Annotated in this window: 25 protein-coding genes; 3 read left to right on the top strand and 22 right to left on the bottom strand. The window is 37.9% G+C overall.

The features are described from left to right. Positions 1–46: 46 nt before the first annotated feature. Positions 47–835, bottom strand: a complete 789-nt coding sequence (locus RCG17_RS05575; RefSeq protein WP_308174256.1) for a phosphatidylserine decarboxylase — start codon at positions 833–835, stop codon at positions 47–49. Between the two features lie 237 nt (positions 836–1072). On the opposite strand from RCG17_RS05575, the gene pssA reads away from it, so the two are divergent. Together pssA and sigK are read left to right on the top strand one after the other, a co-directional pair. Then, positions 1073–1612, top strand: a complete 540-nt coding sequence (gene pssA, locus RCG17_RS05580) for a CDP-diacylglycerol--serine O-phosphatidyltransferase (RefSeq protein ID WP_308174257.1) — start codon at positions 1073–1075, stop codon at positions 1610–1612. A gap of 171 nt (positions 1613–1783) precedes the next feature. Next, positions 1784–2500 (top strand): RNA polymerase sporulation sigma factor SigK, encoded by a 717-nt coding sequence (gene sigK, locus RCG17_RS05585; protein WP_308174258.1) that lies wholly within the window; start codon positions 1784–1786, stop codon positions 2498–2500. A 24-nt stretch (positions 2501–2524) separates the two neighbouring features. On the opposite strand, the gene RCG17_RS05590 is transcribed toward sigK, so the two are convergent. From RCG17_RS05590 to mtnN, 5 genes are all read right to left on the bottom strand, one after another. Beyond that, on the bottom strand, positions 2525–3505 hold the full coding sequence (locus RCG17_RS05590; RefSeq protein ID WP_308174259.1) for a F510_1955 family glycosylhydrolase: 981 nt from the start codon (positions 3503–3505) through the stop codon (positions 2525–2527). Between the two features lie 45 nt (positions 3506–3550). Then, positions 3551–4222: a response regulator transcription factor gene (locus RCG17_RS05595; protein WP_308174260.1), complete on the bottom strand. Its 672-nt coding sequence runs from the start codon at positions 4220–4222 to the stop codon at positions 3551–3553. A 403-nt stretch (positions 4223–4625) separates the two neighbouring features. Next, positions 4626–4760 (bottom strand): YrzI family small protein, encoded by a 135-nt coding sequence (locus RCG17_RS05600; RefSeq protein ID WP_308174261.1) that lies wholly within the window; start codon positions 4758–4760, stop codon positions 4626–4628. A gap of 844 nt (positions 4761–5604) precedes the next feature. Next, positions 5605–5862 carry a YrhC family protein gene (locus tag RCG17_RS05605; protein WP_308174262.1) on the bottom strand — a complete coding sequence of 86 codons (258 nt, stop codon included), beginning with the start codon at positions 5860–5862 and terminating at the stop codon, positions 5605–5607. A 118-nt stretch (positions 5863–5980) separates the two neighbouring features. After that, on the bottom strand, positions 5981–6676 hold the full coding sequence (mtnN, locus tag RCG17_RS05610) for a 5'-methylthioadenosine/S-adenosylhomocysteine nucleosidase (protein WP_308174263.1): 696 nt from the start codon (positions 6674–6676) through the stop codon (positions 5981–5983). Between the two features lie 156 nt (positions 6677–6832). Between mtnN and RCG17_RS05615 the strand changes: the two genes are divergently transcribed. Then, positions 6833–7039, top strand: coding sequence for a DUF2536 family protein (locus tag RCG17_RS05615; protein WP_308174264.1), 207 nt, complete (start codon positions 6833–6835; stop codon positions 7037–7039). Positions 7040–7068: 29 nt separating this feature from the next. On the opposite strand, the gene RCG17_RS05620 is transcribed toward RCG17_RS05615, so the two are convergent. The 16 genes from RCG17_RS05620 to RCG17_RS05695 all read right to left on the bottom strand — a co-directional run bounded on the left by RCG17_RS05620 (position 7069) and on the right by RCG17_RS05695 (position 22405). Then, positions 7069–7725: a YrrS family protein gene (locus tag RCG17_RS05620; protein WP_308174265.1), complete on the bottom strand. Its 657-nt coding sequence runs from the start codon at positions 7723–7725 to the stop codon at positions 7069–7071. A 97-nt stretch (positions 7726–7822) separates the two neighbouring features. Then, positions 7823–9583 carry a peptidoglycan D,D-transpeptidase FtsI family protein gene (locus tag RCG17_RS05625; protein ID WP_308174266.1) on the bottom strand — a complete coding sequence of 587 codons (1761 nt, stop codon included), beginning with the start codon at positions 9581–9583 and terminating at the stop codon, positions 7823–7825. 70 nt (positions 9584–9653) lie between these two features. Next, positions 9654–10130, bottom strand: a complete 477-nt coding sequence (gene greA, locus RCG17_RS05630; RefSeq protein ID WP_308174267.1) for a transcription elongation factor GreA — start codon at positions 10128–10130, stop codon at positions 9654–9656. A 157-nt stretch (positions 10131–10287) separates the two neighbouring features. Then, a complete protein-coding gene (gene udk / locus RCG17_RS05635) occupies positions 10288–10920 on the bottom strand; it encodes a uridine kinase (RefSeq protein WP_308174268.1) in 633 nt (210 codons plus the stop codon). 4 nt (positions 10921–10924) lie between these two features. After that, complete coding sequence (locus tag RCG17_RS05640; RefSeq protein WP_308174269.1) at positions 10925–12196, bottom strand: peptidase U32 family protein; 1272 nt, start codon at positions 12194–12196, stop codon at positions 10925–10927. A 23-nt stretch (positions 12197–12219) separates the two neighbouring features. Continuing rightward, the gene (locus RCG17_RS05645) at positions 12220–13149 is read right to left on the bottom strand and encodes a peptidase U32 family protein (protein WP_308174270.1); all 930 of its coding nucleotides are present in this window, start codon (positions 13147–13149) and stop codon (positions 12220–12222) included. Then, positions 13142–13795, bottom strand: a complete 654-nt coding sequence (locus RCG17_RS05650) for an O-methyltransferase (RefSeq protein WP_308174271.1) — start codon at positions 13793–13795, stop codon at positions 13142–13144. The genes RCG17_RS05645 and RCG17_RS05650 overlap by 8 nt, the downstream gene beginning before the upstream one ends. A 319-nt stretch (positions 13796–14114) precedes the next feature. Continuing rightward, positions 14115–15230 (bottom strand): endolytic transglycosylase MltG, encoded by a 1116-nt coding sequence (gene mltG / locus RCG17_RS05655; RefSeq protein ID WP_308174272.1) that lies wholly within the window; start codon positions 15228–15230, stop codon positions 14115–14117. A gap of 216 nt (positions 15231–15446) precedes the next feature. Further along, positions 15447–16490 (bottom strand): zinc-dependent alcohol dehydrogenase family protein, encoded by a 1044-nt coding sequence (locus tag RCG17_RS05660; protein ID WP_308175773.1) that lies wholly within the window; start codon positions 16488–16490, stop codon positions 15447–15449. Between the two features lie 324 nt (positions 16491–16814). Continuing rightward, a complete protein-coding gene (locus RCG17_RS05665; RefSeq protein WP_308174273.1) occupies positions 16815–17105 on the bottom strand; it encodes a DUF1292 domain-containing protein in 291 nt (96 codons plus the stop codon). Positions 17106–17117: 12 nt separating this feature from the next. Continuing rightward, positions 17118–17534, bottom strand: a complete 417-nt coding sequence (gene ruvX / locus RCG17_RS05670; RefSeq protein ID WP_308174274.1) for a Holliday junction resolvase RuvX — start codon at positions 17532–17534, stop codon at positions 17118–17120. 4 nt (positions 17535–17538) lie between these two features. Then, positions 17539–17805 carry an IreB family regulatory phosphoprotein gene (locus RCG17_RS05675; RefSeq protein WP_308174275.1) on the bottom strand — a complete coding sequence of 89 codons (267 nt, stop codon included), beginning with the start codon at positions 17803–17805 and terminating at the stop codon, positions 17539–17541. Between the two features lie 67 nt (positions 17806–17872). Next, positions 17873–20506 (bottom strand): alanine--tRNA ligase, encoded by a 2634-nt coding sequence (gene alaS, locus RCG17_RS05680; RefSeq protein WP_308174276.1) that lies wholly within the window; start codon positions 20504–20506, stop codon positions 17873–17875. A 455-nt stretch (positions 20507–20961) separates the two neighbouring features. Then, complete coding sequence (locus RCG17_RS05685) at positions 20962–21966, bottom strand: AI-2E family transporter (RefSeq protein WP_308174277.1); 1005 nt, start codon at positions 21964–21966, stop codon at positions 20962–20964. Between the two features lie 98 nt (positions 21967–22064). Continuing rightward, positions 22065–22199: a YrzQ family protein gene (locus RCG17_RS05690; RefSeq protein ID WP_308174278.1), complete on the bottom strand. Its 135-nt coding sequence runs from the start codon at positions 22197–22199 to the stop codon at positions 22065–22067. Positions 22200–22213: 14 nt separating this feature from the next. Next, on the bottom strand, positions 22214–22405 hold the full coding sequence (locus tag RCG17_RS05695; RefSeq protein ID WP_308174279.1) for a hypothetical protein: 192 nt from the start codon (positions 22403–22405) through the stop codon (positions 22214–22216). Positions 22406–22415: the final 10 nt, after the last annotated feature.

Genomic DNA, 22415 nt, shown 5'->3' on the forward strand with positions numbered 1-22415 from the left:
TCTAATGCCCAAATGGGCTTTTTCTTTTAGATATACGTTTTTTTGATTATCGATTTTCGACCCGAAAGTGGCCGATTTTTTCACCAACCTTTACTTCATGCGGTGTTTGAAAAGGATCGATTTGAAAAATTCCTTTTTCAAAAAGTAAAATGACCGTGGAACCAAAGCTAAAGAAAGCCATTTCCTCACCTTTTTTTAGCTGACTTCCTGGATGGGTAATTTCAATGGAATTTACAAACATCGCTCCGACCTTAACAACTGACATAAAACCATAGTCTGTTTTCAGCTCTGTTGTAACTCGGTAGTTTTTTGAAAGGGGCCGATCCCCATACTTTAATCCCCATTTATTAACAGGGTATGATTTTGTTCCCAATGTCCATTGCTTGATAACCTCTCCTGATGCAGGGCAATGGATACGGTGATAGTGGCTTGGACTTAAATAAAGAATGATGTATGTTCCGTTTAAATATTTTTCTAATATTTCATCATCACCAAGCATTTCGTGAATGGAATATATTTTCCCTTTCACTTCTATTTCACTTGATTCTTTGATTGTACCGATATCTTCTATACTTGCATCAACAGGACTAATGACAGAATCGGAGAGATTATCGATTTTTCTTGCCCCAGATTTTAATTTTCTGGTAAACAAATCATTTAATGTAGAATATTCCCTTAAAGTTTTGTCCATTTCTTCTTGGTTCAACTGATAGATCCGAGCAAATGATGGCACAATAAAGCGACTGACCGTTGAAAGGGAAAATTGTTTTAAGATACCAGATGTGACCCTCCCGTTTGTAAGTTCAATCAATAAACGATATAAAAGCTTTCTCAATGTTTTCCCCCCAAATAGGTGTAAAATACCTTTACGATCTAGCATAATATGCTTAAATTTTAATAATATATAGTAAATCATTCCAATCTAAGGCCTAATTCATTCCCGATAAAGGACGTGAAGCTCCCCCCTGACACTCCCTTTGATCAATAGAAAAAAGGCTGCGGCAGTGCTTAAAGAAAATACAACAAGGCTAATTCTACCCTTTTGTCTGTTGTTAATAAGGAGTTGAGGAGATTGTTTTTATTAGAAGTTTTAGATAGTACCATTAAAAAATTAAAATGCCAGATCGCAAATTTAATTACCTTGGCAAATTTATCATTGGGCGGTTTTGCTATTATTTTTGCCATTCAAGAAAATTTACGTCTTAGCCTTCTGTTAATTTTTCTTGCAGCTCTCACCGACCGTTTTGATGGAATGATTGCCAGAAAATTAAATATCGAATCGGATTTAGGAAAGCAATTGGATTCCATGAGTGATATTATATCATTTGGCATTGCCCCTGCACTATTGCTTTACCAAGGAATTATACATGAATTTGGAGGACCTGGTACATTTTTCACCATTTTCTATATAGGTTGTGGTGCTTTTCGATTAGCACGGTTTAACATTACAGAATGCAATGGTTATTTTACGGGCTTACCCATTACCGCAGCGGGCTGTTTAATCACACTCAGTTACTTAGCCATTCCTTTATTCCCTTCTGAAATCTTTTTATTTTTTATGATCATCTTATCTTTTTTTATGGTATCCACCTTTAAACTCAAAAAAGTGTAGTAATTACAAAAACCTATAAATTTTGACCTATTTTTTTCATTTGATTGCGAAAAAACTAGGTCGTTTTTATGAAAAAATATAAATATATCGTGGACAGACACAAACTCTCACTAACTTTCATAGGAATTAGTTATAGGCGATTGGCCTAACGATGAGCGGGGGTGGATGTTCATGTCTGGCATCTTGACTGCACTTGGTTATTTGATGAAGGAGTTTTTATTTCTTGTTTCATATGTAAAAAATAATGCTTTTCCTCAACCGTTATCTGCAGCAGAGGAAAGAAAGTATTTACGCTTAATGGCCGATGGTGATTCACATGCCCGAAACATGTTGATTGAACATAATTTACGGCTTGTTGCCCATATCGTAAAAAAGTTTGAAAACACGGGCGAAGATTCAGAGGATTTAATTTCAATTGGAACTATTGGTTTGATTAAGGCTATAGAAAGCTTTTCTGAGGGCAAAGGAACAAAACTGGCGACATATGCTGCTAGGTGTATTGAAAATGAAATTTTGATGCACCTGAGAGCCCTTAAGAAGACAAAAAAGGATGTTTCCCTGCACGACCCAATTGGCCAGGACAAAGAAGGAAATGAAATCTCTTTAATTGATGTTCTGAAATCAGAATCGGAGGATGTTATTGACACCATTCAGTTAAACATGGAGCTTGAAAAAATAAAGAAATATATTGATGTTCTTGATGAAAGAGAAAAAGAAGTCATCATTGGCCGATTTGGTCTTGACCTGCAAAAGGAAAAGACACAGCGGGAGATTGCCAAAGAATTAGGTATTTCTAGAAGCTATGTTTCACGGATTGAAAAACGGGCATTAATGAAGATGTTTCATGAATTTTATCGGGCAGAAAAAGAAAAGAAAAAGAAAGGCTAGACCATTACAAAATAGAGCAGGGGATCATTCCTGCTCTATTTTTCCATCTGTCAATCTATTTTCCCAGCTTTTCCCGCCATCTATAGACTCATATAAGTCATTCTTATAGGTTGCAAAGGCTAATCTTTTTTCATTTTTTGGATCCGTTGTTATATACGTTACTGGATTATCATAATCAAGAAAGGGAATAACAACATCCTTCACTTCTCCTGTTTTCGGATTTATTTCTTTCATTAAAATCTTTTGTTCCTCTACACTTGAATATAAAATATTATCGCCCTTAAAGGTTAAGGCAGTGACCATAATCGGGCCGGTAATGGCATTCATTGTATTCGAATAATTCTCCGAATAATAAATACCAGTTTTTGTAGACATGGCCATGATATTTCCATTTTTAGGATGAACCACCATCATTCCTAATGAGTCTGCAGTGAAACCGACCAACTTACTTTTAATCCAATTTTCCCCGCTATTACTTTTTGAAAAGTAAACACCTGGATCAAGTGTATCTGTTGGCTGTTCCATAATTAAATACATTCCATTTCCAAAAAAACTCGCTGATAAGAAATGGAAATTCCCTTTTCCATAGAACCCTAATTCTTGTAATGACTTTCCTTGATCCGTGCTTTCGACGATTCCCAATGGGTCTTTTAAACTTGTCCCCTTTTGTGGATGCCCGCTTGTTAAGAATCCGGTATTTAGTGCCTGAAAGCTCATTAGATTATGTTTATTGGCAGTTGTTTCTAACCACTTTGAATTCTTATAAAATTTGATTCCATCATTTGTAGCTACATAAAGAGCATCATCATTTCCCGGATAACCGATTCCGCGAATTTGACTAATCTTTTGATTCTTTGCAGGAACAATTTGAAACCGTACAGCTGTTTTTGCTTGGTTTTGGTCTTGTTTGGATTTTTTATTATTTTCAGCTTGACTTGAACATCCTGCAGTTATTAACAAAATGCTAATGAAAATTGAAAGTAAAACTTTCTTTTTTACGAACATTTTCTCCCCCTGAAACTAAGTCCTTTTTGAAAATGGAACCCCATCCTATTCCAGCCACTTATACCCCAGTCCCCAGACTGTTGTCAAATAATCATCAACTGGAAAACCGATTTTGCGAAGTTTTTCTCTTAAATTCCGAACATGTGAATCAATTGTCCTGTCTTCGGTTGCCACTGAATATCCCCAAACAGAAGATAAAAGATGTTCTCTTGTAAAAACCTTGTTCCGATTTTGGAGAAAAACCCTTAAGAGTGAAAATTCCTTTGGCGTTAATGGAACTGGCTTATGACTGTACAACAATTCAAATGAATCAATATTTAAGACTAGACCTTTAAATTCGATTTTATCATTTTCCCCCATATTTCTCCGTAAAACCGCTTCAATCCTGGCTGTTAATTCTTCTTCGTCAAATGGTTTTGATATATAATCGTCAGCACCAAGCTTTAAACCTTTGACAACATCAATTTTATCGTTCCTTGCTGTCAACATTATAATTGGGACGTTATATTTCTTCCGTATTTCCTTGCAAGCATCCCAACCGTCCATATCAGGCATCATAACATCTAGAATGATTAAATCAACTGATTCCGTCTCAAGGTAGTGGATCGCATCGGCTGCTGAAGACATTTTTATACATGCATACCCTTTTGGGCTCAAATATAGTGCTAATAAGTCAAGCATTCTTACCTCATCATCAACTAATAAAATCTTTTTCAATCTTGGTCACTCCTCAAACACGTTGGTAAGAAGATTATACTATACTTCTGTTATGCCTCGGGCAAAAAAAAGCATTGACCATTGGTCAATGCTTAAGATTCTTGTTCTTAGCTTTCTGAACCTACCTCTACTGCAATCACAATCCCAATTGCCCCAGTAATGATAAAGGACATACAAACTAATAATAACATATTCCTCCACACCCCTTAGGTCTCTGACATTTTCTATAAAGTGAATTTACCCTAATTTTACGATACTTATTTACAAAAATGTGAATATTTTGTTCACATTTTTGTATTTTAGTCGCTAAGTACTATCCTTCATAATCCAAAACGTTACATCTAGGCCTTCAAGTAAAAACAATTTCATAAAAACCACCTCATTTTCTATTTTTTGTTTTTCTTTATAAAATATTGGATATTTGTCGATCTTTATGTTTTTCATATAACTGATTAACTATTTCCTGATGATTTGCTTCCTCTCTGCTTTGTTTTCTCTTTTTGATTGTAATCGTTAAAAATAAGATGTTAAGAGTCATGATTTTTCACCTCCCTTTTTTGATAAACTATCCAAATAAAAAACCGCAAGCAGAATCATCTTGCGGCGTTGTTTTAAGGCATAAAAATACCGCAAGAGACATTCTACCTGCGGCATGGATATCTTAAATAAATGGAAAAAAATTAGTTTCCCAGCCTATTGTGGTCGAATGTATGATTAAATTTTGTATTAAATCCAGTTGTAAACATCGGCAAATATGTGAAATTCATTACGATTCGACCTCCTTGGGGATTATTAACTAACTATGGTAATTATATCCACTGCATTCACATTTGTAAACCATATTTGGAAAAAATGGGTAAAAAAATAAGCATTCTGGTGAATGCTTAAAAGTGTCGAGAAACCTAATTTGCATGAATATATCAGGGCTTCGGACACACTTTTGGTAATTTTGCTTTACTATGTCCGAAGATACCGTGATTTCGGACAGACCTGTGATAATTTTGCCTTCCTTTGTCCGAAGTTGCCGTGACTTCGGACACAACCGTGGTAATTTTAGCTTCTTGTGTCCGAAGATCTAATTACAAACCAATAGGGAAAATCGATAACCGTAGACAATTTCCAAAAAAAGTGTTGCTACACTTTAGGTCAATTTGTCTCCCTGTTGATTGGAGCGGAGGGCACTCGACTCCAGCGGGATCAAGAGGTCACTGGAGACCCCACAGGCGCCATAGCGCCGAGGAGGCTCCAGGACACCTCCCCGCGGAAAGCGAGTGCCCGGAGAGGAAATCAACAGGCCCATTTACAGGAGCCCTCAAAAACTATAAATAAAAAATTGCCGAGAGAATACCCTTCTCGACAATCTGAAGCATTCCAGTGAATGCTTACTTTTTCAAAATTTCATTGCTTTCTTCCATTGCTAGAAGTTTTTCGCGGCAAAGTTTTTCGTTAATAAATAATAATAGTGAAACAGCTATAAAAGCTGTTGATGCAATGATCATTATATTTACATCCATCGTATTCTTTGTGTCGGATGGAATAATCACACCTAAATAGAAAAATACACCTGCAGCCAACAGAATAACAGCGAACCGCTTTAAATCAACCATTTTTTCGTAAAGCTGCTTTGCTTGGTTTTTCATATGCCACCTGCTTTCTTAAACTTCTACTAAACTACTTTAGCATAGAAATAGTGGCAAATATCCATGTAAATAATAGAAACCGCCCAGCATAGTCTAGCTGGACGGTCATTTCAAACCATTAGCTTAAAGCAGCAACCATCTTCATCACCAATGTTGCGGAATGAAGCGCAGCTTTTTCTAAAAATTGCTCAAAGGAAATATCCGATTCCTTTCCTGCAATATCCGATAATGAGCGAATAACGACAAAAGGTATTTTAAATTGAAAGGCAACTTGAGCAATTGCGGCAGCTTCCATTTCAACTGCTTGTACATTTTGAAATTTCGTTCGAACAAAGTCAACCTTCTTAGAGTCACTCATAAAAGAGTCTCCTGTAGCTATTAACCCTTTTACCGTATGTACTCCCTCAATTTCCTCGGCAGCTTTTTCTGCCTTTAGAATTAACCCTTCATCAGCTACAAATGCTGCTGGAAGCTGGGGAACCTGCCCATACTCATAATTAAATGCTGTCACATCGACATCATGATGGCGTACTTCAGTTGAAATAACGATGTCTCCAACATTCAAAGAAGGATTAAAGCCACCTGCAGAACCAGTATTAATAATCAAATCCGGCTTATATTTTTCAAGAAGAATCGAAGTTGACATAGCCGCATTTACTTTACCAATTCCTGATTTAAGTAAAATTACTTCCGCACCGTTCATTTTTCCAAAAGTAAACTCACAACCAGCGATTGTTTCTTGTGAATTTCCCTCAATATGATCTCGTAATAACGTAACCTCTTCTTCCATTGCTCCAATGATTGCGATTTTCATGTTTTTACCTCTTTCTTTTTCTGTACATGGATTTCAGTTTTTATTTTATCATTTTAGCCATGTTCATGAAAATTAACTTATGGAAATGGATTGCTAGAGGTGATAGAAAGAAATACAATGAAGGAAATGTCAAAATACAAAAAGGAGTAAATAATAATGAATATTGAATTTGATTTGATCGAAGATAAAATTGAATTTTTTGATGCTGGCGACCTTAGAAGTCTTGAGAAAAAAATTGCTGCTCAAATTGACATAAATAAAGCCATTTTACTATCCGTTCACTCTGTATCCCATCAGATGCATGTGAATGAAAACGGGCAAACGTATTTTACTGCAGTTGTTCATTTTAAGAGAAAGAAATAGGATGGCTTTGTCTGCCATCCCATTCTTTGTTATTGCGCCGGTTCAACTTTAGTAGCTTTATATCCTTGGCCATCCCATTGCAGATAAACACGAAATTTTTGCCCTTTATTATCTTTTGCTGAAATTGTCCCTACAGAACCGCCTGGTGTACTTTTATCGCTTCCTAAAAACCAAACCGTCATATTCCCCTGGTCAATTCCAGCAGCGGATGACATTGTCTGTAACATCTGCTGCCAGTCCTGAGAATTAGAATCATAACTTGTCACATGCTGAGTGCTGCTTGCAGGTGCAGTCGTATTTGCATCTGGACTGTTAACCGTTTGTTGTTGATCTGAATTTGTTTGATTATCCTTTGAAGTCGATGAGGATGCTGCCGTATTCGCTTGGTCCCCCTCAACTTGATCATTATTTGCTTTTGATGAATTCTTCGTTGAAGTATTTTTGGTATCAGACGATGTATCAGTTTTTGTTTTATTAGCTGATTTTTTTTCAGTTGCTTTATTGGCTGCAGTTGTTTGAACATCTTTTTTTGCTGCAGTTTTGTCATTGCCTGATAGAAAGATCGAGTAAGCAACAAACACGATCAGTAAAAGTACAACCACAATTAAACCGTTCAATATTACATTTGTTTTCTTTCTTTTTGCTCGGTAGCCTGCACGAGAACTACCTTGAAAATCATTCTTCAAAATTTCCACTCTCCCAATAACAAGGATGTCAACATTCTACCACGAGTGGATGAAAACTTGAAGCATTTTATCATATTTTTACATATTTTGGATAAATTCATCTTTTTTTGTCATATCTATAAAGCATTTTAACAACTTCAGCAAATAATTGATTAACCCCTGGTTCATTGTCGAGCACATCCAAATTTACAGCAACAAGTGCATATTTTGGTTGATGGTATGGGAAGTAACCAGCGAACCATTTATTATGAAGCTGCAGTCCTTTCTCAAATTTTCCAGTTTCAGCCGTCCCTGACTTTCCTGCTACCTCATAAGGAAGATTTTGAAACCACCTGCCTGTTCCATTTTCATTCACTACGACCTCTCTTAATAGCTTCTGAAGTCTCATGGCGATGAACGGGGATATGGACTCACCTGGCATGTTTTTTTCAGGAAAATCGATCATCGTAGACCCATTTTTATATTCAATCTTTGTGACTGCCCTGACCATTTCCTTTTTCCCACCCTTTGCAATTGTGGCCATCATATTAGCAACTGCCAAAGGAGTAGTTCTGACCTCATGCTGGCCGATCCCCGACTGTGAAGCAAAGTTAGCATCAGTTTGTGCCGAGCTTTTTAAAAAGACTCTCCCAAATTCTTCATCACTTATTTGTTTAAAATGGTTTATGTGAAAAACGCTTCCCTCCCAGCCAACAGGTCCGATTAAAGACAGCTTATGTGCGTAATTATCTAAAATCTTGGGATCAATATTCTTTAACTCCTGAGCTAACTGTCCAAACGTATGATTACAGCTTCTGGCAAAGCTATCTGAGAAATTAAGCATTCCATAATTGTAAACCAGCTCTGGTTCGCCATTAATCTTTTTACTGCAATCAAACAATCTGGATGGCGTTACAAGGTTATAATCGATCGCAGCAGCAGCTGTAACGGTTTTAAAGATAGATCCGATAATTTGCTGCTTTACCATCATATTGGTGATTCCGCTTTGTTGATAGGGATCTGTTTTCACAACAGCAGGTCGAGAGACCATGGCTAAAATGCTGTTATCCGTTAAATTAAGGAGAATAAGTCCGCCTTTTTTTATTTTAAAAGAATCAACGAGGTTTTCTGTCTGCTCTTGAATTTCTTTGTCAATCGTGGTTCTAACATTGACGGGATAGAAAGGATTAGCTGGGTCAACATAACGGACATCTGTCCCATATAAAGAAGCACCTGTTCCGTCCACATGATAAATCAGCTTTGATTTACCGTCTGGAAGAAGAAACTCATCAAAACTTTGTTCAAGTCCTGAAATGCCGATCAACGTTTTCTCAGGGAGTTTTTTATTAGGATATCTTCTTTCCAATTCTCGAGGGTTTTCACCGACAATGCCGATTAGCTGTTCGGCGGGGAAAATACTCCGCTCAAAGGACTTTTCGATTGCGAATACACCAGGGATCTGCAAAGCATTGATTCCCTCTGCCTGCTTCGGTGAAAGCTCCAGTGGAGATTGCTCCGCTGCAAAGACAAATGGCTTTTTTGCCTGGTCAACCTTTGATTTGATCAGTGGACTTGGAATTTTTAAAATATCCGCTACTTTTTCTATATCCCATTCCATCTTTTTTAAAAAGGGGAACATAACTAATACCGATATTTTTTTACTTACTAACGGGCTGCCATTCCGATCATGAAAATTCCCCCTGCCATTATCAATGACTAATTCCTGCGATCTTTGTTTAACACTTTCCTCTAATAAATTAATATGATGTTTTGAAAAAGTTTCGGTTCTAAAAAGCTGAATCTCCATTAATCTGACTAATAATACACCTAAACAAAAGCTGCAAAACAACAACCAGCCGATTATCCGTCTTTTTCGCATAAAAAAACACCTCATCAAAAGTTTTGACGAGGTGTTCTCTTTTCAAACAAGAATATAAACCAAGGTTAATTTATTTAATTGAAACGATTCGAACATTCATTTCGCCGCCAGGGGTTTGCACTGTTACCTGGTCCCCCACCTTTTTGCCAATCAAGCTTTTGGCAATTGGTGAATCGTTTGAGATTTTACCTTCAAATGGGTCAGCCTCTGCACTTCCAACAATTGAGTATGTTTCCTCTTCGCCATCAGGTAGTTCAATGAATGTTACAGATCTTCCTAAGGAAACAGTATCGCTTGCTATTTCTCCCTCTTCAATAATTTTTGCATTACGAATCATATTTTCAATCGTCGTAATACGTCCTTCAACAAATGCCTGCTCTTCTTTTGCAGAATCATACTCAGAGTTCTCGGATAAATCACCAAAACTTCTTGCAATTTTAATCCGTTCAACGACTTCTTTTCTTTTAACCGTTTTCAAATATTCAAGCTCTTGTGCAAGCTTCTCTTTTCCTGCTAGTGTCATTGGAAATACTTTTTCGGTAGCCAAACTATTCACTCCTTCTAGTCGTCACAAATACCCATTAGAATTGTGTATTTAATATATGTACAGATAAATGTCCTTAAGACAAAAAAATATATAGCAGCGCGTTCTCTTGTGAAAGCGCAGGAATCAACCATAAAATATATTTTTCTATGCTATTGTGTCATAAAACTGACTTTTGTTCAAGAATTGTTTTTATTTTAGTAACCATTAAATCAATTGCTACATGATTATGTCCGCCTTCTGGGACGATAATGTCAGCATATCTTTTCGTCGGTTCAATAAATTGATTATGCATTGGCCTCACAACATTAACATATTGATCAATGACAGAATCAATCGATCGCCCGCGTTCCTTAAGATCACGCATTAAACGGCGAATAATTCTTAAATCTGCATCTGTATCAACATAAAGCTTGATATCCATTAAATTGCGCAAGCGTTCATCTTCCAGGACAAGGATTCCCTCGAGTATAATGACGTCCTTGGGCCCGACCTCAATGATTTCATTTGAACGAGTATGCAAAGAATAATCATATACAGGCTTATTAATCGATTCATAACGTAAAAGCTGTCCAACATGTTGAATTAACAAATCATTATCAAACGCAAGCGGATGGTCGTAATTTGTCTTGAGCCTTTCTTCAAACGGAAGGTGGCTTTGATCCTTATAATAGTAGTCCTGTTCAAGGATTAAAATCGAATGCCCCTTAAAGCTCTCATAAATGGCTTTCGTTACACTTGTTTTTCCCGAACCTGAACCACCTGTTACACCAATAACAACAGGCTTGTGCATGAAGCTAGTTCCCCTTTCGCATCATGTTGTTAGGGTAAACCGGTCTGTCCAATTGAAATTGAACAATTTGGAGGGGATGACGAGCCGCATCAAGCTCTACACCTTTTTCATCCCAGATTTTATCGATCACATGTGTAAAGTTTTCGGTTATTTCTGGTCCGAAAAATTCAACTTCGTCTCCTGGTTTAAAGTGGTTACGCTGCTGTAGTGTAACCATTTGTGTGTCCTCATTATAATCTAACACAAGTCCAACAAATTCATAGCTTGTCTTCTTGCTATGATTGCCAAACATTTGCTCTTTATACCCCGGAACACCTTCAAAAAATGCAGAAGCTGTTTCACGATTTGCACATTTATCAAGCTCATCCAGCCATTCCTGTTTGATCACAAAGTTGTCAGGGTCGGCACAGTAGGCATCAATGACTTTTCGGTAAACACTAACGACGGTTGCAATATAATGAATGGACTTCATGCGCCCTTCGATTTTTAAACTGTCAATTCCTATCTCAATCATTTTTGGAATGGATTGCAGTAAATTAAGATCCTTAGGGCTCATGGCAAATGAAGCGTCGTTTTCTGCAAAAAGCGCTTTTTCATCACTTTCATTTAATTGATACAAATCATAATCCCAACGGCATGATTGGCAACAGCCGCCGCGGTTGGAGTCTCTTGCTGTCATATGGTTACTCAATGTACAACGTCCAGAATAGGCAATACACATGGCACCATGGATGAACGTTTCAATTTCGATATCAACTTTTTCCTTCATTTCACGGATATCTTCCGCACTTGTTTCACGGGCCAACACTACCCGTTCCGCACCTTCTTCTTTCCAAAACTGAACTGTCTGCCAGTTGGTGATTGATTGCTGAGTACTAATGTGGATCTCAATTTCTGGTGCAATTCGTTTACATGTTTCGATAATCAGAGGATCTGCCACGATAATACCGGCAATTCCAGCATTTTTTAATCCTTTTAGATACTCCTCTAATCCTTCAATATTTTCATTATGAGCAAAAATATTGGTTGTCACATAAATCTTCGCACCGTATTCTTTGGCAAACTCTACTCCTTCTTTCATTTCTTCGAAAGTAAAGTTGTCTGCATTTGAACGGAGTCCATATTCTTGACCGCCAAGAAATACAGCATCTGCGCCATAGTGAATAGCAATTTTTAACTTCTCAAGATTCCCTGCAGGTGCCAGAAGTTCCGGTTTCTTAACGATCACCCGTTTTCCATTCACAACTTCAGATATAGTCTCTTTCACAACACTCACGGTTAAATACCTCCTATCATTTATTAATAAACTGTTTCCTTAAAATAAAATCCTGTATCGAATGAACGGTTGGCTGGTTGAATTTCTTCCAGCTTCGTTAATAGGTCGGCTTTTTCATCTTCGTACAAATCCGGGTCCTCAAAATATAAGTCAATAGCTTTCCGATAGATTTCAGTAACAGCAATTAGATATTCTATATCCTTTAAAATCCCATCAATTTTAAATGAATCAACACCGGCTTCTAACATATCCTGGAGCTCATCAATGATACAAACATCATTCGGGCTCATAATATGAGTCCCATTTTCATCTTCAAAAATCGGATATTTATTTCCGCGTTCCTTATCATGTAAAAACATATTTTTTTGCGTTTTACGGTTCTCAATCTCCATCTCTTTGCCTTGATACTCAAAGTAATTTCCAAGCAATGAACGTTTAGATTGGAACATACAGGTCATTCCATGTACGAGCACTTCTATTTCAACTTCCGACTTTTCAGCTATTTCAACAATAGCATCCATATTGATTTCTCGGGCAAGGACTGCACGTTTTGCTCCTTTTCTCCCCCAATAATTGACGGAATACCAATTGGTCCCTAAAGTTTCGGTGCTCCAATGCAGCTTCATTTCTGGTGCAGCCTCACGTGCTGATAGTAAAACTGCAGGGTCTCCAAAAATAACTGCGTCAGCATTTGCTTCCACTGTAAACCGAAGATAATCTTTCAATTCTTCCAGTTTTTCATTGTGAAAAATTGCATTCATCGCAACATACACTTTTTTCCCCTTCGAATGGGCAAGCTCAATTGCTTTTTTGACGTCCTCACGATTAAACTCACCTGCAAGGCGCAGACCATAACGCTCTTCTCCAACTACAAACGCATCTGCGCCAGCTTCTATTAATGGCAGGATATCATCGACTTTATATGGTGTTACCAAAATTTCTGTTTTACTCACTTTTTTCACCCCTTTTTTTACTAATCGCAACCCCATCCCCAACAGGTAAAATAATCGTGTGATATAGTGGGTTACTCATCAACCACTGATTAAATCCATCTATCTTCTTGACAAGATTTCGAGTTCGCTTTGATTCGATCTCCGTCTCACAAACAAGTCCCTTAAATAAAACATTGTCAGTAATGATAATCCCCTTGTCGCTCAAATACTTGGAATAAAGCTCGAAAAACTTCTTATATTGTCCTTTTGCTGCGTCGATAAAAATAGCATCAAATGGTCCCAAATCGCTAATCTGACTTTCAACCTCTAAGGCATCACCTTTAATCAAGATAATTTGCTCAGCAGCTTCTGAACGTTCGAGAAATTTTTCTGCCTGTTGATAACGTTCTGGATCCCGTTCAATTGTAATAATCTTTACCTCTTTAACCGATTGAGCCATTCTAAGTGCAGAATAGCCAATTGCTGCCCCGATCTCCAAAATCCTTTTGGGACTTTGAATACGCAATATTTGCAGCATCGCTTCAATACCTGCGAGTTCCATAATGGGGACATGATGCTCTTTTGCATAGTTCTCCATTTCTAAAACAAGCGAGTCTCGGTCGGGAACAAGACCTTCAATATAAGAATGCAGCTTCTCATTTAACAAGCTGCTTCACCTCTATCCTACTTGAAAAGCGAAAACGGCCTTTTGGGTGAATTTCCGAGGCAGACATTCCGCTTTATGAAGTTTATTCTTATGAAAAATGGGTTGTATAAGTTTATAAATGCATTATGGCATTTTATAATGCACTTTAGACATGAAAAAATAGCGTTCACAGAAAAGCTAGAGCATAACTGGTTGTTCACCATGTTATACTTTAGGGATTAAATCCCAAATCCAAGCAAAACTGTGGGGTACGCTATAGCTTCTTTATAAACACTTGAACTATTTTAACATAAATCATTTAGGAATGCGAATCTTTCCGTTAATTCCCACTAGAAATATACTTTGCTTTTTCTTGATTATGTTCATCCAGTGTTTTTGAAAAAATAACACTTCCATCGGCTGTGGCTAAAAAGTAATAATAATCAGTTTGCTCCGGATTTAGTGCAGCCTCGATTGAGACCTTCCCAGCATTTGAAATTGGCCCTGGCGGCAAACCAATGTTTTTGTAGGTGTTATATGGTGAATTAACTTCTAAATCTGAATATAAAACTCTGTCTTTATGCTTGCCCTCGGCATAGAGCACAGTTGGATCAGTTTGCAATGGCATGCCCTTTTGCAGTCTATTATAGAATACACTTGAAATTTTATTTCGATCTGCTTTTTCGGTAGCTTCTTGTTCAATTAATGAGGCCATTGTTAATACCTGATGGATAGTTAGCTTTTTTTGTTTGAGCTGATCCTGGTATGGTGCTAAGACTTCATTTGATTTTTCGAGCATTATATTGATAACTTCATCAATTGAGGGATTGGACTTATAAAATGGATATGTGGCAGGAAATAAGTAACCCTCAAGCGGATACATGATATTGCTATTTAGGATTTCATTTGATAATAACTTCGGATATTTTGCGATAAGTTTTTGAACGTACGTTCGATCATTCAATCGACTAAGAACATCACTTTCAGGCTTATGGAGAGCATTCGCAATAATTTGGGATATTTCTTTTAACTGTTTTCCTTCAGGGATAGTGATTGTAATTACTGGAGCAACTTTACCCGATTTCAAGCGTTTAATGACCTGTGAAACAGTCATGGATGGACTGAGTTGATACGAGCCAGCCATAAAGCCTGCCTCTTTTTTAAATTTCACGTAATACCTAAAAACACGAGCGTCTTTTATTATACCTTTGGATTGTAAAATGTCAGAGATCTTTGTTACCGTTGATCCTGATGGGATTTCAATTACTTTTTGCTCGTTGCTTTTAGGTGATACTGGATTTAGTGCAGATGTTATGTAAAAATACCCTCCGCCTAGAGTAGCGAGAACAATCAAGACAATTGCAATGGTTATAAGCCGCCATACTCTTATTTTCCCCTGTTCACCTAAAATTTTTGGCAGATTCCTTTTTTTTGTTTTTTTATCGACTCCCGACACCAACATTTCCCTCCCGAATAAAAAGCTATCTAATACTTTAAAAAAGCCATTTGCAATGCAAATGGACCTCGTAGTAATTTGAGCATATATGACGAAAATTGTCAATTGAAGCCGAAAAAAAGACAGCTAACATAAGCTGCCTTCCCACTTTTATTTTCTTTGGAATCATTTCATCTGAGGTTCAATAGTTTATCGAAAAAGCTATAACACAAGCTATTAATCATTCGAGAATATTACTTTAATTGCTTGTTCTTTTGCTGCATTTGCAAAAACGTCATACCCTTTCATTATGTCATCTAGAGGAAAACGGTGCGTGATTAATTTCTGAGGCTCTAATTTATTGGAAACAACTGATTTTAACAGCATAGGTGTTGAATTTGTACTAACAAGTCCTGTTGTTAAAGTAATATTGTGGATCCATAACTTTTCAATATGGAATTCAACACTTTTTCCATGAACACCAATATTAGCTATATTTCCACCTGGTTTAATAATTTCTTGGCAGATGTCAAAAGTGGCAGGAATTCCTACTGCTTCAATGGCAACATCCACACCTTTACCACCATCTGTTAAAGAAAAGACACTTTGAATTGCCTTTCCATCTGAACTGTTAACTACCTTAGTTGCACCAAATTGCTTCGCTATTTCTAAGCGATTATCATCTAAGTCAACCATGATTATTTCAGCAGGAGAATAAAACTGAGACGTTAATAATGCCGACAAACCTACTGGGCCAGCCCCTATGATCGCAATCGTATCTCCAGGTTTTACTCTTCCATTAAGTACCCCAATCTCAAATCCTGTCGGGAGAATGTCGCTTAACATCACCATTGCTTCATCATCAACACTAGAAGGAACCGGATAAAGGCTTGTATCTGCATATGGAATACGTACGTATTCCGCTTGAGTCCCATCAATAAGATGGCCAAGAATCCAGCCGCCATCCTCACAGTGGGCATATAAACCTTTTTTACAATTATCACATTTTCCGCAAGAGGTGATACAGGATATTAATACCTTATCTCCTACCTTAAAATTTTGTACACCTGAACCTATTTCTTCGATAATCCCTACGCCCTCATGCCCGAGAATTCGTCCATCGGTAACAGCTGGAACATCCCCTTTAAGTATATGGAGATCTGATCCGCATATGGTAGTTTTAACGATTTTTATTATAGCATCTGTTGGTTTCTCGATAGCTGGTTTTGGCACATCGGTCCATTCTTTTTTCCCAGGTCCACGGTAGACGAGTGCTTTCATTGTTTTCAAATTCGTTTGCGATTCAAGTTGAACATTTAATAATTCCATTTTAATTTCCTCCCATACTTTGAATTCAAATACAACAGGAGAATTGGATTCGCAATGATGAAAACAAAACTGGTTACCCCTTGTTATAAAGTCTTTCTCTTAAAAACAACCGATCCCCTTTGTTCCTCCTTTCTGAAAAGGAAAAAAATTCTTACAACTAAATTTTACCTAATTCAACGATTTTATTGTATACACATTTCTGAACTTTCTGTTACAACTTCCTCACGCATGAAAAAATAATAAAAAACCGACCATTGGCAGGTTTTTGGATGTTCATTATTCTCCATCTTCCTCTTCGTCAAGGAACGTGTTTAAAACCTCTTCGATCATATCCCATTCTTCATCGGTTTCGATTGGCATTAATTCGCCGTCCTCACCATCTTCTTTTGGAATAAACGCGGAAGCGTGAATTTCAATATCCTCTTCGTCATCTTCCTCTGCACCAAGTGGATAGTAAAGTACATAGGACTTTCCAAATTCATCAGAATCAAATGTAAAAAGAACTTCACATAGCTGTTCGTTGCCTTCTTCATCTACAACTGTAATATGCTTTTCATCGTGGTTCATTATTTCACCTCATTAATTTTGGCTATCAAGATAGCCTTGTAAAATCATCATCGCAGCCATTTTATCAATGACTTTCTTCCGCTTTTTTCGGCTTACATCGGCTTCAAGCAAAACTCGCTCGGCAGCCATAGTGGTTAAACGCTCGTCCCACAAAACCGTAGGAAGAGTAAATCTGTTTTCGATCTCGCTGGCGTATTGCTGGCTAGCCTGGCCACGTGGACCAATTGTTCCGTTCATATTTTTTGGAAATCCGACTACAACAAGCCCGACATCATACTCTTTTATTATTTCTCCAAGTTCATCAAAACCAAACTCATTTTTTTCTTCATTGATTTTGAGAGTCTTCAACCCTTGTGCTGTCCAGCCAAGCTCATCACTTACTGCAACTCCGACTGTTTTCGAGCCGACATCCAATCCCATCGTGCGCATTCATTTAGCCCTCTCGTTGTTGTTTTAGGTAGGACTTTACCAATTCTTCAATAATTTCATCACGTTCGAGTTTCCGAATAATGTTACGGGCATCCCGGTGATGCGGAATATATGCAGGGTCTCCAGATAATAGATAACCAACGATCTGATTGATCGGATGATACCCTTTTTCCTGCAAGGCTTCGTATACTTGAAACAGAACTTCATTTACATTTTGTTCTATTGGTTCCTCAGGAAAATTAAATCTCATTGTTTTATCAAATGAGCTCATTTCATACACCTCGCATTTTTAAAGAAGAGTAATAGTTACCTACATTTTACACTACTTCAAGCTTTTATCAAATGGATTTTACCCACTCTTCGACAATTTGAATGGCTTGGTCAAGTTTTTCAGGGTTTTTACCGCCTGCCTGCGCCATATCAGGGCGACCGCCGCCGCCGCCGCCGCAAATAGCTGCAACCTCTTTAATTAATTTACCAGCATGATATCCTTTTTCATTTAAATCTTTTGTTACTGCTGCAATTAAGTTAACTTTTCCTTCACTTGGACTTCCTAAGACAATAATGGCTGAACCCAATTTTTGCTTAATATCATCTGCCATATTTCTTAAGTTATTCATATCTACTGCTTGAACCTTGGCAGCTAAAACTTTTACACCGTTTATTTCTTTTACATTTTCTAATAGGTTCCCTGCTTCAATATTCCCTAACTTGGCAGATAATGATTCATTTTCACGCTGCAGTTGTTTGATTTCGGTCATCAAACCATCAATTCGGCTAACGATATCTTTTGGATTTGACTTTAATTTTTCTGCTGCATCCCTTAACAATCCAACCTGCTCATTTAATAAATGATAGGCTGCTTCTCCCGTTACTGCTTCAATCCTTCTTGTACCAGCACCAATTCCGCTCTCAGAAACGATTTTAAATAATCCAATGACAGATGTGTTAGGAACATGGCAACCGCCACATAATTCAAGACTAAAATCACCAACTTGAACAACGCGAACGATATCACCATATTTTTCACCAAATAAGGCCATTGCACCCATTTGTTTTGCTTCTGCGATTGCTTTGTAGGTAATATCAACCTCAATGTTTTTCCAAATTTGTTCGTTGACTATTTTTTCTACCTGTTCAAGCTCTTCTGGTTTAACTTGACCGAAATGTGAGAAGTCAAAACGCAGCCGCTCTGGTTCAACAAGAGACCCTGCTTGATTTACATGCTCTCCAAGGACAGTTTTTAAAGCTTTTTGCAATAAGTGTGTGGCAGTGTGGTTTTTAATTATTTTTACACGGTTTGCCGCATCAACCTTAGCCGTTACTTGATCATTTGTTTTTAATGTCCCTGCTTCAACCACCGCTTTATGAAGGTTTTGTCCATTTGGTGCTTTTTGAACGTCTTTAACAGCAACCATTAGTCCAGCCTTTTCTAAAAGACCATAATCGGCAATCTGACCACCGCTCTCAGCATAAAAAGGAGTTTTATCGAGAATGAATTGAATTTCTTCCCCGCTGCCTGCTTCATTTACTAACTGACCATTTTTAATAATTGCTAATACTGTTGAAGAGGTTTCAAGCTGGTCATATCCTACGAATTCACTTTCAACTTTAATATCTCCGAGGACACCGCCTTGAACATGCATGGACTCTACATCCTGACGAGCAGCCCGAGCACGTTCACGCTGAAGCTCCATTTCTGCCTCAAAACCAGCATGATCAATCTTCATTCCTTCTTCTTCTGCATATTCCTCTGTCAATTCAACAGGGAAACCATAGGTGTCATACAAGCGGAAGACATCAGTTCCAGCAATCGTGTTACTTCCCTTATCCTTCTCTTTCTTGATTACCCCTGCTAATATCGATAATCCTTCGTGGAGAGTTTCATGGAAGCGTTCTTCTTCGTTTCGGATCACCTTTTCGATAAAGTCAGCTTTTTCTTTTACTTCAGGGTAAAAATCAACCATGATCTCACCGACAACAGGAACTAACTCGTACATAAACGGACGATTAATATTAATCTGTTTCGCATAGCGGACAGCACGGCGCAGCAAGCGGCGCAGTACATAGCCGCGGCCTTCGTTTGATGGCAATGCCCCATCGCCTACAGCAAAAGCCACTGTCCGAATATGGTCAGCAATTACCTTAAAAGCAACATCTATTTCCTTATCCACTCCATACTTTTCACCGGAAATTTGTTCTGTTGCCCGAATGATTGGGATAAACAAGTCTGTATCAAAATTGGTTGGAACATTTTGAACAACGGATGCCATTCTTTCTAAGCCCATTCCAGTATCAATGTTCTTTCTTGGTAGTGGAGTATATGTTCCATCAGGGTTATGGTTGAATTGTGAGAATACAAGGTTCCATACCTCAAGGTAACGATCATTTTCACCGCCTGGATATAGCTCAGAATCCTCAGGGTCATCTCCATATTCTGATCCGCGGTCATAAAATATTTCAGTGTTTGGACCACTTGGACCTTCGCCGATATCCCAGAAGTTCCCTTCTAAGCGGATAATTCTTTCCTCAGGTATTCCAATGGTTTTATTCCAGTATTCAAAAGCCTCTTGGTCTTCCGGATGAATCGTAACCGATAAAAGCTCTTTTTCAAAGCCAATCCATTTTTCGTCCGTTAGAAATTCCCATGCCCACTCAATTGCTTCTTCTTTAAAGTAATCACCAATCGAGAAGTTACCAAGCATCTCAAAAAACGTATGGTGACGAGCTGTTTTTCCGACGTTTTCAATATCGTTTGTACGAATAGACTTTTGGGCATTCGTTATTCGTGGATTTTCTGGCGTGACACGTCCGTCAAAATATTTCTTTAACGTTGCCACACCACTGTTAATCCACAATAATGATGGGTCATCATGTGGAACAAGTGACGCACTCGGTTCAATAGCATGACCTTTTTCCTTAAAAAAGTCTAAAAACATTCTGCGAATTTGTGATCCAGTCAGATTTTTCATTAAAAAGAGCCTCCTTATATATTTGACAGGCAACAAGCACCACAGTGCCTTCCCTTCATTGTTTGAAGAACACAAAAAAAAGCCCTCATCCCTAACAGGGACGAGGAGCTTATCTCGCGGTACCACCCTGATTATGGGTAAATACATACCCATCTCTCAAAAAAGCCATAACGTGGCTGAAGCGGCAGTGATTAGCTGCACTCAGGATTAGCTTTCCGTTATTCTTCATCTAGAACTTCTTTCAGCCGGGAAGTTCCTCTCTTACACACATCCGTGTTACAGATGGACTATAACATACTCGATCCTTCTACACTTTACATTATTTCAGTTCTATAGCCGAATTATAGCCACCTAACATGTGTTTGTCAACATTTCGGCCAATTAAGAAGAAGACTGCTTTGCTCTTGCCCTAATAAAGTGGTTTTTCGCATGTGATAAAGCTACTCGGAGGATGACTAAAATTGGCACAGCAAATATGAGGCCAATAATCCCGCCAATCTCTCCCCCGCCGTAATGGCAAGCATAATGAGCAGCGGATGCATGTGGAGAGTTTTCCCAACGATGTAGGGCGAAAGGATATTCCCTTCAAGAAATTGGAGGACAACGATGGTAGCAATCGTGATAATGACTAATTTTATTGAAACGGTTGCTGCAATAATAACTGCAGGAAGAGCCCCAATGATTGCCCCAAAATAAGGAATAACATCTGTCACCCCAATAATGATTCCGAGCAGCAATGCATACTTTAGATGAAAAATCCAAAAAGCGATTGCCGACATGCCGCCAATCACGATACAGACAAGGATCTGGCCCCTGATATAGCTTCCAAGTGATTCATCTACATCACGAAGAAAATGAATACCTTGCTGTCTCCAACTCTTCGGGGTCAAATACCAGACCGCTCTTTTAATGACTGGAAAATCTCTTAACATATAAAAAACAATAAAAGGAATAACCATAATCACGATTGCGAAATTTAAAAAATTAAGTAAAAATTCTACCAGAACAGTTAAAAATGTATCAAGCCTTTTTTCAAACGCAGTAATACCATCGTTCACTTTAACCTGAATTCCATCAGGCCACTTCGATGTATGTTCCTGGAGTATTTTAATCCAACTCTTATATTGTTCAGCCAATATCGGAGCACTTTCTGCCAAATCCTTAAGCTGCGCTATAAAAGCAGGAATACCCTTATATAAAGAAAAGCCTACCCCGCCAAAAAATAAAAAATAAATCAATAGAATGGCCATACCACGTTTAAGCCCCTTCTCATAGAGCTTTTCCACAATGGGATGCAGTAAATATGTAATGAACCCGGCAATGAAAAATGGGAGTAAAATAATCGCTATGACTTCGAGGATCGGCATCCAAAAAAAGCGAATTTTTAATAATACATAAATTGAAATAAGGAATAGGAGAAGAAATCCAATGCGGTAAAACCATTTTACTCTTATATCCATCGCAATTCCTCCCTTAGTTTTGTTATTTTGGGAGAACTGGGTAAAAAATATACACCCACCTCAAAATCAGAGGGGGGTGTATAGGACTGCCTGTTATCTTATGTGAAAATTCGTTTTACCTTCTTTTGCATTTGCCGCATTTGTTTGCTCGACATCATATTTGTCCTTTGAGCAATATTATATGCTGCTACACCTGCTCCAAATGCAAGTGCAGTTGTTAACATCCTGCCCATTCGCCTCACCTCTTTTAACTGGTGTAACGGCGATCCTCTTCTGCAAACAAATCATCAAGCGAGCTTAATGAGCCATCCTCTTCTACCTGGTGGGTATGAATGATTCCCTTTGCAACCGTTAGCTCAATAAAGCAAGTCCAGCAATAGAATTGATTGATACCAATTTTGCCAATATCCTTACTCCCGCAATTTGGACACTTTAACATAAAAAAGACA

It is taken from the genome of Neobacillus sp. PS3-12 (genome assembly GCF_030915385.1).
In the GTDB taxonomy this organism is placed as follows: Bacteria; Bacillota; Bacilli; order Bacillales; family Cytobacillaceae; genus JAEVLT01.

Bases quoted from the DNA above. Each gene is read 5' to 3' on its own strand.
- sigK (WP_308174258.1), top strand. From the start codon at position 1,784: ATGTCTGGCATCTTGACTGCACTTGGTTATTTGATGAAGGAGTTTTTA.
- RCG17_RS05590 (WP_308174259.1), bottom strand. From the start codon at position 3,505: ATGTTCGTAAAAAAGAAAGTTTTACTTTCAATTTTCATTAGCATTTTG.
- RCG17_RS05600 (WP_308174261.1), bottom strand. From the start codon at position 4,760: ATGACTCTTAACATCTTATTTTTAACGATTACAATCAAAAAGAGAAAA.
- RCG17_RS05605 (WP_308174262.1), bottom strand. From the start codon at position 5,862: ATGAAAAACCAAGCAAAGCAGCTTTACGAAAAAATGGTTGATTTAAAG.
- mtnN (WP_308174263.1), bottom strand. From the start codon at position 6,676: ATGAAAATCGCAATCATTGGAGCAATGGAAGAAGAGGTTACGTTATTA.
- RCG17_RS05615 (WP_308174264.1), top strand. From the start codon at position 6,833: ATGAATATTGAATTTGATTTGATCGAAGATAAAATTGAATTTTTTGAT.
- RCG17_RS05625 (WP_308174266.1), bottom strand. From the start codon at position 9,583: ATGCGAAAAAGACGGATAATCGGCTGGTTGTTGTTTTGCAGCTTTTGT.
- udk (WP_308174268.1), bottom strand. From the start codon at position 10,920: ATGCACAAGCCTGTTGTTATTGGTGTAACAGGTGGTTCAGGTTCGGGA.
- RCG17_RS05660 (WP_308175773.1), bottom strand. From the start codon at position 16,490: ATGAAAGCACTCGTCTACCGTGGACCTGGGAAAAAAGAATGGACCGAT.
- RCG17_RS05665 (WP_308174273.1), bottom strand. From the start codon at position 17,105: ATGAACCACGATGAAAAGCATATTACAGTTGTAGATGAAGAAGGCAAC.
- ruvX (WP_308174274.1), bottom strand. From the start codon at position 17,534: ATGCGCACGATGGGATTGGATGTCGGCTCGAAAACAGTCGGAGTTGCA.
- RCG17_RS05675 (WP_308174275.1), bottom strand. From the start codon at position 17,805: ATGAGCTCATTTGATAAAACAATGAGATTTAATTTTCCTGAGGAACCA.
- alaS (WP_308174276.1), bottom strand. From the start codon at position 20,506: ATGAAAAATCTGACTGGATCACAAATTCGCAGAATGTTTTTAGACTTT.
- RCG17_RS05685 (WP_308174277.1), bottom strand. From the start codon at position 21,966: ATGGATATAAGAGTAAAATGGTTTTACCGCATTGGATTTCTTCTCCTA.
- RCG17_RS05690 (WP_308174278.1), bottom strand. From the start codon at position 22,199: ATGGGCAGGATGTTAACAACTGCACTTGCATTTGGAGCAGGTGTAGCA.
- RCG17_RS05695 (WP_308174279.1), bottom strand. From the start codon at position 22,405: ATGTTAAAGTGTCCAAATTGCGGGAGTAAGGATATTGGCAAAATTGGT.